The 15,485-nt window shown below is 66.7% G+C and carries 12 protein-coding genes and 1 pseudogene; all 13 read left to right on the top strand.

Features of this window, described 5'->3' with window-relative positions; all coding sequences use genetic code 11:
* Window positions 1-2: 2 nt before the first annotated feature.
* A complete protein-coding gene (locus tag WDA27_01555) occupies window positions 3-1,694 on the top strand; it encodes a penicillin-binding protein 2 (GenBank protein ID MFA5889631.1) in 1,692 nt (563 codons plus the stop codon).
* Window positions 1,695-1,761: 67 nt separating this feature from the next.
* Window positions 1,762-3,228 (top strand): UDP-N-acetylmuramoyl-L-alanyl-D-glutamate--2,6-diaminopimelate ligase, encoded by a 1,467-nt coding sequence (locus WDA27_01550; protein ID MFA5889630.1) that lies wholly within the window; start codon window positions 1,762-1,764, stop codon window positions 3,226-3,228.
* Window positions 3,210-4,580, top strand: coding sequence for a UDP-N-acetylmuramoyl-tripeptide--D-alanyl-D-alanine ligase (gene murF / locus WDA27_01545; protein MFA5889629.1), 1,371 nt, complete (start codon window positions 3,210-3,212; stop codon window positions 4,578-4,580). The genes WDA27_01550 and murF overlap by 19 nt, the downstream gene beginning before the upstream one ends.
* The gene (mraY, locus tag WDA27_01540; GenBank protein MFA5889628.1) at window positions 4,577-5,647 is read left to right on the top strand and encodes a phospho-N-acetylmuramoyl-pentapeptide-transferase; all 1,071 of its coding nucleotides are present in this window, start codon (window positions 4,577-4,579) and stop codon (window positions 5,645-5,647) included. Before murF ends, mraY begins: the two co-directional genes overlap by 4 nt.
* Entirely contained in the window at window positions 5,647-6,978 is a 1,332-nt protein-coding gene (gene murD, locus WDA27_01535; protein MFA5889627.1) for a UDP-N-acetylmuramoyl-L-alanine--D-glutamate ligase, read from the top strand. The genes mraY and murD overlap by 1 nt, the downstream gene beginning before the upstream one ends.
* A complete protein-coding gene (ftsW, locus tag WDA27_01530) occupies window positions 6,975-8,216 on the top strand; it encodes a putative lipid II flippase FtsW (protein ID MFA5889626.1) in 1,242 nt (413 codons plus the stop codon). Before murD ends, ftsW begins: the two co-directional genes overlap by 4 nt.
* A complete protein-coding gene (gene murG, locus WDA27_01525) occupies window positions 8,213-9,334 on the top strand; it encodes an undecaprenyldiphospho-muramoylpentapeptide beta-N-acetylglucosaminyltransferase (GenBank protein ID MFA5889625.1) in 1,122 nt (373 codons plus the stop codon). Before ftsW ends, murG begins: the two co-directional genes overlap by 4 nt.
* Complete coding sequence (gene murC / locus WDA27_01520; protein ID MFA5889624.1) at window positions 9,331-10,743, top strand: UDP-N-acetylmuramate--L-alanine ligase; 1,413 nt, start codon at window positions 9,331-9,333, stop codon at window positions 10,741-10,743. The genes murG and murC overlap by 4 nt, the downstream gene beginning before the upstream one ends.
* Window positions 10,740-11,675 (top strand): UDP-N-acetylmuramate dehydrogenase, encoded by a 936-nt coding sequence (murB, locus tag WDA27_01515; GenBank protein ID MFA5889623.1) that lies wholly within the window; start codon window positions 10,740-10,742, stop codon window positions 11,673-11,675. Before murC ends, murB begins: the two co-directional genes overlap by 4 nt.
* Window positions 11,672-12,442 (top strand): FtsQ-type POTRA domain-containing protein, encoded by a 771-nt coding sequence (locus WDA27_01510; protein ID MFA5889622.1) that lies wholly within the window; start codon window positions 11,672-11,674, stop codon window positions 12,440-12,442. Before murB ends, WDA27_01510 begins: the two co-directional genes overlap by 4 nt.
* 382 nt (window positions 12,443-12,824) lie before the next feature.
* A pseudogene (gene ftsZ, locus WDA27_01505) lies at window positions 12,825-13,814 on the top strand (cell division protein FtsZ).
* Between the two features lie 164 nt (window positions 13,815-13,978).
* On the top strand, window positions 13,979-14,704 hold the full coding sequence (gene pgeF / locus WDA27_01500) for a peptidoglycan editing factor PgeF (GenBank protein MFA5889621.1): 726 nt from the start codon (window positions 13,979-13,981) through the stop codon (window positions 14,702-14,704).
* Window positions 14,704-15,423 (top strand): YggS family pyridoxal phosphate-dependent enzyme, encoded by a 720-nt coding sequence (locus WDA27_01495; GenBank protein ID MFA5889620.1) that lies wholly within the window; start codon window positions 14,704-14,706, stop codon window positions 15,421-15,423. Before pgeF ends, WDA27_01495 begins: the two co-directional genes overlap by 1 nt.
* Window positions 15,424-15,485: the final 62 nt, after the last annotated feature.

Genomic DNA, 15,485 nt, shown 5'->3' with positions numbered 1-15,485 from the left:
CGATGCTCGTCATGTTGACCCTTGCGCTCAGCTTGGTTGCCGGGAGATTGGTGCAGTTGCAGGTTGTGCAGGCGCAACCCCTGCAGATGCTCGGGGAGGAGCAGCGGCTTCGCACGATCGATCTTCCGGCGCGTCGGGGCGCGATCTACGACCGGAACATGACACCGCTGGCGGTCTCCGTCGAGACGCGCGCCGTGTATGCGCATCCGCGCGCCATAACCGATCCCGTGGTGGCTGCCCGCTTGCTGGCGCCGGTCCTCGGGATCGCGGAGTCGGATCTGGTACAGCGCTTGGGCGTGGACGTGAACTTCACTTACCTGGCGCGAAGGGTCTCACCGGCGGTCGTCGACAAAGTGACGGCCCTGGACCTGCCCTACGTGGGATCTCACCCAGAGTCGTTGAGGGCGTATCCAGCCGGGTCTGTGGCGAGCCAGTTAATCGGGTTTGTCGGTACGGACGGCGAGGGGCTCGGGGGGCTTGAGTTCAAGTACGAGCGGACCCTTGGGGGAACGCCGGGCCAGGAGATCATCGAGCAAGACCCCCGTGGACGGCCAATCCCTCAGGGTCGCAGCAGGGTGCGAACCTCGACTCCCGGGAAGGGCTTGGCGCTCACCATAGACCGGGACTTGCAGTTCTTCGCTGAGGACGCGCTGGCCCGCGGTGTGCGGGAGAACGGCGCGCGCAACGGTGTGGCCATCGTGATGGACCCGCGCAGCGGTGACGTTCTGGCGATGGCTAACTACCCTCCCTTCGAAGCGGAGAGGCTCTCCGATTCGACTCCGGACGAACGACGCAACCGAGCCGTCACCGACGCCTACGAGCCGGGATCGGTGAACAAGGTTGTTACCGCGGCAGCGGCGATCGAGGCTGGAATTGTTACCCCGGAGGACCAACTGACCGTACCGTCGACGATTCGCGTAGCCAACCAGGTGTTCCACGATTCGCACTCGCACCCGGTCGAGCGAATCACCTACGCACAAGCCATCGCTGAGTCGTCTAACGTTGGAACGATCAAGGTCGCGCTGAAGCTCGGCCCGAAGCGGCTGTACGACGCCCTCACCCGCTTCGGGTTGGGCAGCTCGGCGCAGGTAGGCTTCCCAGGGGAATCCTCGGGCGTGTTGCTCCCGGTAGGGGATTGGTCGGGAACGAGCATCGCGACTATCCCGATCGGGCAGGGGATCGCCGCGACGCCGCTGCAGGTGGCGTCGGTGTACGCGACGCTGGCGAACGACGGTGTCCGGGTTCGCCCGCGACTTGTCCGTGGCGTCGTCGAGAGCGACGGCTCGGTTACCCCGGTGCCGGCGGCTCGGGCCGTGCGGGTGGTGCAGCCATACACCGCGGCGCAGGTGCGCGGCATGCTCGTCGGCGTGGTCGAGCACGGGACCGGCTCGCGCGCGCGCATCCCCGGGTACCTGGTCGGAGGCAAGACGGGAACCGCGCGCGTGCCGTTGAAGGACCGCCGCGGCTATTCGAGGAACATCGTTACGACGTTTGCCGGACTGGCTCCGGCCGACGACCCGCGTATCGTCGTCCTGGTAGCCATGGACAATCCGCGCACGCGGTTCGCGGCGTTGACCGCCGCTCCGGTGTTCCGGGAGATCACGCAGTTTGCCCTGGGAAAGCTCGGGATTTCGCCGACGATCGCAATCCACGACGGCGCCGAGTTCGGGCTGAGATGGTCTCGAAAGCCGTGATAGAGTGCGCGCGCGCCGGCCTCTGCCGCGCGCGCGGGTGGGGACGGAAGGATCCACGGCCGTGCCCATGAATGTTTCGAAACTCGTATCCGCCGTCGCGGGTTCCCGCGTCGTCGGCAGCGGCGACATCATCTTCGGCGACATCACCTTCGACTCGCGCGCGGTCCGTCCCGGGACGGTCTTCTTTTGCGTCCCCGGCTCGCGTGCCGACGGACACGACTTCGCAGGTCGAGCCGTCCGTGACGGTGCGGTCGCGCTGGTGGTCGAACGTGACGTGAATGCGAGCGTCCCTCAGATTCTGGTCTCGTCGGTGCGAGCAGCGATGGGGCCCATGGCGGCCGCCTTCTTCGGTCACCCGGCGCTGGACCTGACCCTGATCGGCATCACCGGTACCAACGGCAAGACCACCACTGCCTATTTGCTCGAATCGGTGTTCGGCGCGATGGGGATGAAGGCGGGGCTGATCGGGACGGTCGCCACCCATGTGGGGGATGAGGTTCGTCCGGGGGTGCGCACGACTCCGGAGGCAGCCGACCTGCAGCGCTTGCTCGCCGAGATGCGCGACGCCGGGGTGCGAGGTGTGGCGATGGAGGCCTCGTCGGAAGGGCTCCTCGCCTTGCGGGTGGAGGGCACCGTGTTCACCTGCTCGATCTTCACCAACCTGTCGCGGGACCATCTCGACACGCACGGCACCATGGATGCGTACTTTGAGGCCAAGGCCATGCTGTTCCGCCCCGAGATGAGCCGGCGTGCGGTGGTGAACGCGGAGGATCCCTACGCACGGCGCCTGATCGCCCGATCGGCCGTACCGCTGGTCACCTTTGGCTGGGAGGATCGGGTCGACGTGCGCGCCTTGCGGATCGCGATGGATCGCGCCGGTTCCCTTGTCGAGGTAGACGTGGCCGGCGCGCGCCTGCATGTGCGCGTTCCGATCCCCGGGCGTTACAACGCGACCAACGCACTCGGGGTCCTCGCGACCGCCCACGCCATGGAGTGGCCGCTCGATGCTGTCGTTGGCGGGATCGAGTCGTTCTCCGGGGTTCCCGGACGCATGGAGCGAGTGGAGGCCGGCCAGGACTTCACCGTGCTCGTCGACTACGCGCACACACCGGAATCGCTCGAGGGCGTTCTGCGCGCCGCGCGAGAGTTCACGCCGCAAGGATCTTCGTTGATCTTGGTGTTCGGGTGCGGCGGCGATCGCGATCGCGGAAAACGACCGCAGATGGGCCGGATCGGCGCGGAGTTGGCCGACAGGGCGCTGATCACCAGCGATAACCCACGGTCGGAGGATCCGGCGGCGATCATTCGAGATATCGAAGTCGGCGCGCGTGAATCCGGGCGGGTCTTCGTGTCGATCCTGGACCGTCGCGACGCGATCGCCGAGGCATTGCGTGCTGCCGGCCCAGGTGACGTGGTCGTCGTCGCGGGGAAGGGCCACGAGACCGGGCAGCAGTTCGCCGACCGGACTCTGCCGTTCGATGATCGCATCGTTGTTCGCGAGATACTGGAGGAACTGTGCTCGCGTTCACGCTGATCGACGTCGCCGCAGCGACCGGCGGGTCCCTCGAGGGCGAGGGCGGCGCGCGTGTGCTGTCGGTGGTGACCGACACGCGGCAGGGATGCGCGGGTGTGCTGTTCGTGGCGTTGCGCGGGGAGCACTCGGACGGGCACCGGTATGCGGAAGATGCGCTGCGCGCGGGGGCGGTGGGAGTGCTCGTCGGTTCGGAATACTCGGGGACGGGTCCGCTCGTTCGCGTTCCGGATCCGCTGACTGCTCTGGCTGCGCTTGCGGCTGCGGCGCGCGCGCGCTTGCGCGCGAAGGTGATCGCGGTCACTGGGTCCTCGGGGAAGACGACGACGAAGGACTTCATCGCGGCAGCCTGCGGCGTCGAGCGTCGCACGGTGGCCAGCCGCGCGTCGTACAACAACGAGATCGGCGTGCCGCTCACGGTGCTGTCGGCCGATGAGGACACCGAGGTGCTCGTGGTCGAGGTCGGCAGCCGTGGCCTCGGGCACATTGCGTCGCTCGCACCGGTCGTGGGGCCGGACGTGGCAGTGGTTACGAACGTAGGGTCGGCACACATCGGAATGTTCGGCTCGATCGAGGTCACCGCGAGGGCGAAGTCCGAACTTGTGCACGCACTCGGTGGCGGTGGAGTGGCGGTACTGAACCAAGACGATGCGAACGTCCTTGAGATGGCGGCCGGGACCGGCGCGGCGGTGGTGACGTTCGGGCGGTCACCGGCGGCCGATGTGCGCGCGCAGAACGTGACCCTCGACGAGCGGGCGTGTGCGTCGTTTTCGATCGTCGCGGGGACCGAGCAAACCGACGTCGTCTTGCGCGTGCCGGGAGAGCACATGGTGATCAATGCGGTGGCCGCGGCGGCGGCGGCGCGCGCGGTAGGTATAACGCTGCACTCCGCCGCAGCGGGAATCGGCGGGATTGAGTCGGCGCAATGGAGGATGCAGATCAGCGACAAAGGTGGAAGGCGGATCATCAACGACGCGTACAACGCCAACCCGGATTCGACGGTTGCCGCGCTCAAGACGCTGGTGTCGATGGGCCGCGGGCGCCCGACATGGGCTGTACTCGGGCACATGGCAGAGCTCGGGGCAAGGTCAACGGTCGAACATGATCTCATCGGGCGTCTCGTCGTCCGGCTCGGCATTCACAGACTCGTTACGGTCGGCGCCGACGCCCGGCCGATTCATGAGGCCGCTCGTCTGGAGGGATTGCAGCCCGAGGAGGCGACCTTCGTGCCCGACGCGGACGCGGCGATCAGGTTGCTGCGCGACTCGCTGGAAGCCGACGCGGTCGTTTTGGTGAAGGCTTCGCGTGCTGCGGGGCTTGAGCGAGTGGCCGCTGCCTTGGGGGATGCCGAGTGAAGAGCGTCTTGCTGGCCGCGATGGTTGGACTGCTCGTCGCCCTCGGCGGAACGCCGTTCGCGATTCGTTCGTTTCGTGCGCGTGGTTTTGGACAGCTCCTGCGTGAGGACTGGGTCGAGCGCGGTGGGCATCACGAGCAAAAGCGCGGCACTCCGACGATGGGGGGCGTCGTCATCATCGCTGCGATCGCGGTGGGCTACCTCGTCGCGCACCTGGCGTCCACGGGTCGTTCGGGGCGTTTCGGATGGAGCGGTCTGCTGGTCTTGTTGGCGATCGTGGGAATGGGGATCGTCGGATTCCTCGACGACTACACGAAGATCCGCAAGCAGCGAAGCCTCGGTCTGAACAAGAAGGCGAAGGTGATCGGGCAAGCAGTCGTCGCGGTGGGTTTCACCGTTGCAGTGGTGGCGAATACAAGCACCCCGACGGGGCTGTCGTTCGTGCGACAGACCGCGCTGGACTTCGGGCCGTTCTTCGTGCTGTGGGTGTTTGTGATGATGTCGGCGACCGCGAACGGCGTGAATCTGACCGATGGGCTGGACGGACTGGCTGCCGGCTCCGGGGCACTGGTATTCGCCGCTTACATCTTCATCGGCTTCTGGCAGTTCCGGCACATCTGCAATGTCACGTCGGATTTGCTCGGCTGCTACACGAGAGTTCCCGATCCGTTGGACCTTGCCGTCATCGCGGCTGCGGGGTTGGGCGCATGCGCGGGGTTTCTTTGGTGGAATGCCGCGCCCGCCAAGATCTTCATGGGCGACACCGGCTCGCTCGCGCTCGGCGGCGGGTTTGCCGCTCTTGCGTTACTCACGAGCACTCAACTACTCCTGGTGGTCTTGGGCGGCTTGTTCGTCCTGGAGACGACGTCGGTCATCATGCAGATCATCTCGTTCCGAGGCTTCGGACGCCGAGTATTCCGCATGGCTCCGATGCATCACCATTTCGAACTTGGAGGCTGGCCCGAATTCACGGTGATCGTGCGGTTTTGGATCATCGCCGGGCTTGCCGCGGCGCTCGGGCTCGGCTTGTTCTATGCCGACTTCCTCGCCAAGGGCGGCGCTCGGTGATGACTGAAGTCGAACGCTCCTCCTGGCGTGGTGCGCGCGTTGTCGTGCTGGGTCTGGCACGCTCGGGCGAGGCGGCCGCGCGCGCTCTCCTGGCGCGCGGCGCGGACGTGACCGTGCTCGACGCGTCGGATTCCGAGATCGTACGGGCGCGCGCCCGTGGCCTCGACGCGCGCAGCGTCTTAGGCAGAACGAATCCCGAAGATCTTGATGGTGCGGAACTAGTGGTCGCGAGCCCCGGCATCGCTCCGTCTTCGGCATGGATGACTGCGGCGGCATCGAACGCGATTCCGGTCTGGAGTGAGGTGGAACTCGCGTACCGGCTGGGCGTTCGTCCGCTGGTGGCGATCACGGGAACCAACGGTAAGACGACGACGACCGAGATGACCGTGGCCGCGCTGCTTGCATGTGGTGTCTCGGCGACGGCCGCAGGCAACATCGGACATCCTCTGGTTTCGGCAGATGGTCCGGCGATCGTGGCGGAGGTTTCCAGTTTTCAACTGCATTCCATCGTCGAGTTCCGCGCGCCGGTTGCGGTGTTGCTCAACGTTGCCGCGGATCACTTGGACTGGCATGGATCTTTCGAGGTGTATGCGGCGGACAAGGCCAGGATCTTCGAGATTCAGACTCCCGAGGACACTGCCGTCTTTCACTCGGCGTTCTCGCAATTCGCGTCGCATGCTGCGGCCAGGCGGGTCCCGTTCGACGAGGATGCCGTGCCGGCCGGTGGTGCAGGCATCCAAGACGGGTGGATCGTCGTTCCGCAAGGTCGCGTTGTCGAGGTGAGCCGGCTCCAAGTTCGCGGCCGACCGGGGCGGGCCGATGCTACGGCGGCCGCGGCCGCGGCATGCGCTCTAGGAATGGACCCCGAGCGTGTGGGGGAAGGGCTGGCTGCCTACCGGCCGAAGCCGCACCGCACGGAAACGGTGGCGGTGCTCGACGGAGTCACCTACATCAACGATTCCAAGGCGACCGATCCGCACGCGACGCTTGCGGCGCTTGCCGAGTTGGACCGCGTGATCCTGATCGCGGGAGGACGAAATAAGGCCCTGGATCTTGGCGAGCTTGCGCTCGCGGCACCGCGAGTTCGTGCGGTGGTGGCGATCGGGGAATCGGCCGCGGAAGTGGAAGCGGCTTTCGCTTCGGCAGGCGTTCCGACCGAGCGCGCTGCGAGCATGCGAGAGGCGGTCGAGTGCGCGCATGCCACGGCTCGCGCCGGTGACACCGTACTGTTATCTCCGGCGTGCGCGTCGTTCGACATGTTCGTCGACTACGAGGCTCGAGGTGAGGCGTTTCGCGCCGCAGTGGCGGCGCTCGGAGGTGAGCGGGTGTGACTGTTGTGCGGTTGGTTCGCAAGCCGGCCGGATGGCTTGCGCGCGCACACGCGACGGCACGGCGCTCCCCGTGGCCGATGACGACGAGCGCGACTCTGGTGATCACGGTCACCGGACTCCTGCTGGGCGGCGGCCTGCTGATGATCCTGAGCACTTCATGGGTGACTGCGTTTCAGCGGTACGGCTCGTCCTTCGTGATCTTCGCACACCAGCTCGAGTGGGCGGTGGCGGGGGTTGTGGCCATGCTGGTTGTTTCTCGTATCGATTACCGGCACTTCCGCCGCTTGGGGTACGGCTTGTACATAGCCTCGGTGGCGGGGCTGGCGGTAGTCGTGCTGCATCCGTCGATGGGAATGAGCGCGGGCGGATCCACTCGATGGCTCGCCGTTGGGCCGGCGCGCTTTCAGCCGTCCGAGCTTGCCAAGCTTGCCCTAGTGCTGGTCGCGGCCGACCTGTGCGTGCGAAAGGGATCGCGACTTCGCACGGTTAAGGATGCGATGGTCCCGCTGGGCGTGATGGCCGGGTTGGTTGGGGGCCTGGTGATGTTGCAGCCGGATCTTGGGACCACCGTCATTCTGGGCAGCATTGTGTTCGTCGTGTTGTTCTTGGCGGGGACCCCGCTTGGGACCTTGGGGATGATGGGGTCGGTCGGCATGGGGGTGGCGGCGGCACTTTCGCTGTCGGAGGGGTATCGGCGAGAGCGGCTGTTTGGTTTCTTGAATCCGTTCGCGGACCGGCTCGACACCGGGTACCAGGCGGTGCAGGCGCGGATTGCGCTCGGGTCTGGGGGATTGTTCGGAGTCGGGCTGGGTGCCAGCCGGCAGAAGTGGATGTACGTGCCGAACGCGCACACCGACTTCATTTTGGCCATCATCGGAGAGGAAGTCGGACTGATTGGAACATTGGCGGTGGTGGGGCTGTTCGTCCTGCTCGGCTATGCAGGCGTGCGAACCGCCCGGCGCGCGCCTGATACGTTCGGCCGCATCGTCGCGGGAGGTATCACCGCGTGGATCTTGGGCCAGGGCATCGTGAACATGGGCGCAGTCACCGGGCTGCTCCCGATCACCGGTGTGCCGTTGCCTCTGGTCTCCTTCGGGGGGTCGTCGTTGATGTTCACGATGGTGGCACTGGGGATCCTCGTGAACATCGCGCGCCAGGAGCAATGGCCGCCGAAGGTGATCGAGGAAGCCGCCGGCCGCGTGTCGCGCCGGCAAGGAGGCGCTCGAGCTTCCCGATGACCGAATCAATTGTCGTCGCCGCTGGAGGAACCGGCGGTCATCTCATTCCCGCACTGGCCATCGCAGATGCGGTGCGCTGCCTGCGCCCCGATGCGTCGGTCTGCTTCATCGGCACCGCGCGCGATGTCGAGCGTGATTTGCTCGCCGCCGCCGGCTATCGCGGGTACCGAACTTCGGTGCGGCCCTTCGGGCGAGGTCGGAAAGCGGTGACCGGGCCCGCATCGATGGTGCCGGCCACGGTGCAAGCCTTGCGTGTTCTGCGCCGAGCGCGCGCGGGAGTCGTCGTCGGAATGGGCGGGTACCCGAGTTTGCCGGCGATAGTCGCCGCCCGGCTGTTGGGGGTTCCCGCCATCGTCCACGAAGCCAACGGCGTTCCGGGGTTGGCGAACGAAGTTGCCGCTTGGTTCACCCCGTGGATTGCGGTATCGCATCCGTCGACAGTGGGTTCTTTTCGCGGCCGTCGCCCGCGGTTGATCGGAGTGCCGATACGGGAGTCGATTGCGCGCTTGGACCGGGAGGCGCTGCGTGAAGAGGCGATACGAGAACTGGGACTCGATCCGTCGCGGCGCACGATCGTGGTGTTCGGCGGAAGCCTCGGCGCCGCTCGCCTGAACGCCGCAGCCGTTGGGCTGGCCAAGGCGTGGCGCGACCGTGGGGAAGTGCAGATACTGCTGGCGACCGGACGGGAGCACTTTGCAGCCGTGCGAGCGTCGCTGGCTTCGGGGCGGCTGCTGATCAGATGTGTCGGGTTCGTCGAGCGGATGGAACTCGCGTACGCGGCGGCCGACGTTGTCGTGGCGCGCGCAGGCGCGTCGACCGTGGCCGAATTGGCGGCGACCGGGGTGCCGGCCATTCTGATTCCGCTTGCCGTCGCGCGCCGGCGCGAGCAGCACGCGAACGCGCGCGCGCTTACCGACGCAGGCGCGGCGGTGATGATCGAGAACGCTTCTTTGGATGCGTCGTCACTTGCGGAGGTGCTCGATTCGATCCTGTTTGATGCCGTCCGCGCCGCTGCGATGCGCGGGGCGGCTGCGGCGGTTGCGCGGCCCGATGCGGCGAACGACATGGCCTTGTGGGCACTGGAGCTTGCAAAGAAGACATCGCGGAGGTTTTCGTGACCGAGCAACGTGTTTCCGTTGTAGACGACCTCGGGCCGGCGCACTTGATTGGCGTGGGTGGTGCCGGGATGAGCGCGATCGCCAAGGTGCTGCTGATGCGCGGGGTTCCGGTATCGGGATCCGACATGAAGGAGTCTCCCGGGCTTGCGGCGTTGCGCGCGCTTGGTGCCAGGATTGTGGTCGGGCACGATGCCGCCAACGTGGGAGAGGCCGCGAGCGTTGTCGTGTCGTCGGCCATTCGCGACTCGAACCCCGAGTTGCGCGCTGCGCAGGCGCGCGGAGTTCCGGTGCTGCACCGGGCGCAGGTGCTTGCATTGCTCATGCGCGAGCGGCGGGGAATCGCGGTGGCCGGGACGCATGGGAAGACGACGACGACTTCAATGATCGCCTTGATTCTGCAGCGCGCCGGCTTTGATCCGAGTTTCTTGGTCGGGGGTGAACTGAACGAAGGCGGGACCAACGCGCATCACGGCGCCGGCGAGTGGCTGGTAGCAGAGGCCGACGAGAGCGACGGATCGTTGCTGTGGCTCGGCCCCGAGGTTGCGGTGATCACCAACATCGAGGCCGAGCATCTCGACTACTACCGCGACGAGGCGGAGGTCCGCGAGACGTTCCTCGCATTTATGGGCAACGTTGCTCCTTCGGGTGTGGTGGTGGCTTGTGCGCAGGATCCCGGAGTTGCCGCGGTTGCGCCCCGTGCCGGGCGCCGGCTTGTCACTTACGCAGTCGGCACCGATCCCGACGTGGAGTGGACCGCCGATCGCACGTGTGAAGGCGAGCGCCGGTGGATCGACGTCCGGCGCGGCGGGCACGCTCTTGGGCGCGTCGAGTTGGGCGTCCCGGGCGAGCACAATGCGTTGAATGCCTTGGGTGCGCTTGCTGCGGCATCGGAGGCCGGTGTCGAGTTCGGCGTTGCGGCGGAGGCCCTCGCGGCGTACCAGGGAGTCGCGCGACGCTTTCAGACACGCGGTGCAGCGGGAGGGGTTACCGTTGTAGACGACTACGCGCACCATCCGACGGAGGTTCGCGCGACGTTGGCCGCGGCTAGGGAACACGCGGGTGGGGGGCGTCGCATTCTCGCGGTGTTCCAGCCGCACCTGTACTCCAGGACCGAGATGTTCGGGCGCGCGCTCGGCGAGGCTCTGTCGGCTGCGGACCTCGTGGTTGTGACGGATGTCTACGGCGCGCGTGAAGATCCTCGTCCGGGGATCAGTGGGAAGATCGTGGTAGATGGTGTGCTGGCCGCATCTCCGCGCCGGCGCGTCGCATATCTTCCCAAGCGCGGGGACATCGCTGGGTACATCGCGGACCGTGCGCACGACGGAGATGTCGTGCTGACGATCGGAGCGGGCGATGTGACGATGCTGGGGAGCGAGATTTTGCGCCGGATCGGGGAGCGGTCACGGTGAGCAGAGATGCCATCGACGTTGCCGCTGAGATCCTGCGGACTCGCGGGCATGGACGTGTAACGCCCGGCGGGCCGGTTGCCTCGCTGACCTCGTACCGCATTGGCGGACCCGCCGGCGTGTTGTTTGAGCCCGAGAATCCGGACGACCTGAGAGCGCTGGCGGTCGCCGCAAGCGAGACCAGCGTTGCCGTGCTCGTGCTTGGACGAGGGTCGAACGTGCTCATGTCGGATCGCGGATTCGATGGGATCGTGGTGCGGCTCGGCGGCGGCTTCCGATGGAGTCGTGTGGACGGGACGCGAATTCACGCGGGGGCGGCGATGCCGTTGCCCGCGCTGGCGTCACTGGCGATGCAGAACGACCTGGCCGGCCTCGAATTCGCGGTTGCGATTCCGGCGAGCCTCGGAGGTGCCGTGAAGATGAACGCGGGCGCTCACGGTCACGAGATGGCCGGGCTGGTCGAATTTGTGGACGTGTTCTTGCTGGACGAGCAGCGCCAGGTTCGCCTGGACGCACAGGACGCGGGCTTCGCCTACCGGTCGTCGGCGTTCCCGCCCCGCTCGATTGTCACTTCGGCTCTGCTGCGTCTGGCGGGCGGCGATTCAGCCGAGATCGTGGCGCGGATGAACGAGGCCAAGGACCGGCGCAAGCAGACGCAGCCGACCAATCTTCCAAACGGCGGAAGCGTGTTCAAGAACCCTTCCGGTCACTACGCCGCGCGTCTCATTGAGGAGTTCGTCGGCAAGGGCACTCATGTTGGGCGCGCGCGCGTCTCTGAGGTCCACTCCAACTTCATCGTCGCGGAGGACGGGGCGACAGCGGACGAGGTTTACACCCTGATCCTGCGAATCCAACGAGCCGTACATGCCGCGACCGGCATCGAGTTGGAGCCGGAACTGAAACTGATCGGAGAGTTCCGGGAGGTATACGAATGATCGCTGGGGGACGAGTGGTTCGGTCGCGGCGGATGTTGGAGCGCAGGCGCGCGGTCCGCGCCGATCGTCGCCGGCAGCGCAGGCGCGTGGTGCTGGCAGTGGTGATGACGATCGGCGCCGGTTGGGGTGCGTGGGCGTTGACGCGGACCAGCGTGTTCGGACTGAGCGAGATCGAAGTCGTCGGAAACCGTACTGTGGCGCGAGCCCGGATCGTGGAGGCAAGCGGGCTCCAGCCGGGCGACAACGTGATGAAGATCGACCTAGACGCGGTAGCGTTGCGCGTACGTGCTCTACCGGCGCTTGCCCTTGCGCGGGTGAAGCGGGACGGCTCGCTCAAGATCCGCATCGAGGTGCTGGAGCGCGCGCCCGTGCTTGAGGTTCGCGCGCGCTCGGGTCGCTGGGTGCTCGACCAAACCGGACAACCCCTGGAGGCTGCCGGTCCTCATGGGCGCATCCCGGTACTCACGCTTCGCCGGGACCCGGACGGCGCATCGCCGGGGTCGGACCCGGCAGTCCGGAGCGCGATGCGCGCGTGGGCTGTTCTTCCACGGTCGGTTCGTTCTCGCATCCGGGCGTTCGAGGATCGCGAGGACGGGATGGTGGTCTTCCGCATGCACGGCATCCGAGTGGTCTTCGGGGGAGTCGACCGGGTGGGGGACAAGCTAAACGCGATCGATCTGGTGGTCGCGCGTGCAGCGGAGCGCGGAGCTGTGCTCGAACAGGTCGATGTGCGCGCCCCGGCGCGCCCCACTGCTCGCTTCAAGTAGCCCCGGCCCCGACGAATCCGGCCGCCCACCGGGCTTCCACGCAACCCGACCCCCGAAAAAAGGGGCTGAATCGCGTCATTCTTCTTCTTGACTTGAGGTCGAGGGCTGTTGTACCGTCTGGACCGTCACATGAGGTTTACATAATACTCAACCTCAAGTTGAGAGTTAGCAAGCCTCGCAAGCAGCCCAAATACCGTGATCTGTCTGCGTAGCGCGTTTTCCCCAGCACGCACGGCCGAAGTCTCAAGTATCACTCGACCCGTGCGAGCAACGCGCCAACCGCATCGCGGAAGGCCGACTTCCCGAGGTTTCTCGGGGAGTTGCAGGACTCGACGGCAGGGAACGGTTCGGCCCAAGTGGCCGAGAAGGAGGGGTTGCAACGATGGCAGCTGCGCCGCAGAACTACCTCGCGGTGATTAAGGTCGTGGGCATCGGCGGCGGTGGTGTCAACGCCGTCAACCGCATGATCGAAGAGGGTCTCAAGGGCGTGGAGTTCGTCGCCATCAACACGGACGCCCAGGCTCTCTTAATGTCGGACGCCGACCTGAAGCTCGACATTGGTCGGAACATCACCCGCGGTCTCGGAGCCGGCGCCAACCCGGAGACGGGGCGAGCGGCGGTTGAGGAAGCTCGAGAGACGATCGAAGAAGTACTCAAGGGCGCCGACATGGTGTTCGTGACCGCCGGTGAAGGCGGCGGCACCGGGACCGGGGGCGCACCCGTGGTCGCCGAGATCGCCAAGAGCATCGGGGCTCTCACGATCGGTGTCGTGACTCGGCCGTTCTCCTTCGAGCGCAAGGTGCGCGCGGAGCAGGCCGAGCGGGGCATCCAGGACCTGAAGGAAAAGGTCGACACGCTCATCATCATCCCGAACGACCGTCTGTTGGACGTCGCCGACGAGAACACGACGATCCTCGACGCGTTCAAGATGGCGGACATGGTTCTGCTGCAGGGCGTGCAGGGAATCACCGACCTCATCACGACGCCGGGTCTGATCAACTTGGACTTCGCCGACGTGAAGGCGATCTTGACGGAGGCCGGCTCCGCGTTGCTGGGTGTTGGTTACGCCCGGGGCGAGGATCGTGCCATCGAGGCGGCGCGTGCGGCGGTTTCCAGTCCGCTGCTCGAAACGTCGATCGACGGTGCGCGCGGCGTGTTGCTGAACATCACCGGCGGAAGCGATCTGACGCTCTACGAGGTGAACGAGTCGGCGCGGATCATCTCCGACCACGCTCACCCGGAGGCGAACGTGATCTTCGGTACGGCGATCGACGACTCGCTCGGCGACGAAGTTCGAGTCACGGTCATTGCGGCCGGATTCGAGCGGTGGGCAAGCCGGGAAGTCGGCACGCTGACGCTCGAGGATGACGACGAGATCGATCTCGCTTCGGTGGAGGTCACACCTCGCAGGACCGTCGTGTTCGACGCCAACGAGGATCTCGAAGACATCCCGTCGTTCCTTCGTCGCTAAAGCCGGTGTTCGCCTGGCGCGCCTTTCCCGCGCGAGGCGATGCTTCGCCCGGCGCATATCTCACGGTGCCCGCGCTCTCCGGCGCGGGCATTCGTGTTGCCTTCACCGCCCGCGCCGGCGGCGTCGCCGGCCCGCTGGACCTGTCGCTGGTCGGGGGTGCGGATCCCGGGGTCGTCGTCCGCAATCGCGCGCGCGCGCTCGGCGCCGTCGGGGCCTCGCCGGAAGCATGGACGAGCGGGCGTCAGATCCACGGCACGCGGGTGGCGCGCGTGGGCAGCGACGAGTGCGGAAGCGGCGCCTTCGATCCCGGGACGGCGCTCGCCGACGTGGATGCGTTGTGGACCGACGAACCGGGCCCGGCGCTCGTGATCCTAACCGCGGACTGCTTGCCCGTCTTGATTGTGGATCCGACACGCCCGGCCGTCGGTGTCGTTCATGCCGGATGGCGCGGGCTGGTCGCCGGAGTGGTCGGCCGGACGGTCGCAGCGATGGGGGGGCCGGAGAACCTCCGTGCGTTTGTCGGTCCGTCGATCGGACCTTGCTGCTATGAGGTGGGGCCCGAGGTCGCCGAGGAAGCCCGTGCGTCCCTCGGCTCTGAGGTCGTACGAGGTTCGACGAACGGGGTGAGGCTCGATCTGTGGCGCGGCGCGCGCGCGGCGCTGGCTGCCGCCGGCGTTGGTGCGGTGCTCACGTCTGCGCTGTGCACCAGGTGCGAGCCTCACCGGTTCTTCAGCCATCGGGCCGCCGCCACCGGACGTCAGGGCGTGCTTGCGATGATCGGGAGTGAGTGATGACTCAAGACGTGGTGTTGGCCGAGGGGCTGCGCGGGGTTCGGTCCCGTATCGACGCGGCGTGCTTGCGCTCGGGGCGGTCTCTTGATGAAGTCACGCTCGTCGCCGTAACCAAGACGGTGCCTAGTGAGCGCATCGCGGCAGCGGTTGCTCTCGGCGTTCGCGATGTCGGGGAGAACCGGGTTCAGGAGATGCTCGACAAGCAGCGCGCGCTGGTGGGGATCGAAGCCCGCTGGCACTTCATTGGGACTTTGCAGCGGAACAAGGTCGGGGCGATCGTCGGGCGCACAGTTCTGGTGCACGGCATCGATTCGGTGCGGCTTGCCCGGGCGCTCGCGGCCCGGGCAGAGGCGGCCGGCGTTCGCCAGGACGTCCTGGTCGAGATTAACGTCTCGGGCGAGTCGAGCAAGCATGGTGTATTGCCGAGTGAAGCCCTTCGGGTGGCTGTGGATGTCGCGAGCCTGAGTTCGCTGCGGCTGAGGGGACTCATGACCATGGCTCCGGCCGGTGACCCGGCGATGGCTCGGCGCGCGTTCGCGGGGCTGCGCGAATTGCGGGATTTGATCGCACGCGAGGTCGATGGAGTGCAGGAGCTGTCCATGGGCATGAGCGGGGACTTCGAGATCGCGGTCGAGGAAGGGGCCACCGTCGTGCGCGTCGGATCGGCGATCTTCGGAGCGCGCGTGGTTCCCGAGCGACGCGAACCAGAGTGGGGTTGAGCGGCCGGAGTTCGACGGTACCGGTTGCCCGGGAGGCACGATTCGCAGAAGCACGGCATCAT

The organism is Actinomycetota bacterium (genome assembly GCA_041658565.1).
Classification (GTDB): Bacteria; Actinomycetota; AC-67; order AC-67; family AC-67; genus JBAZZY01.
The sequence above is the reverse complement of the archived record's forward strand: the minus strand, read 5'-3'. Positions and strand labels throughout refer to the sequence as shown.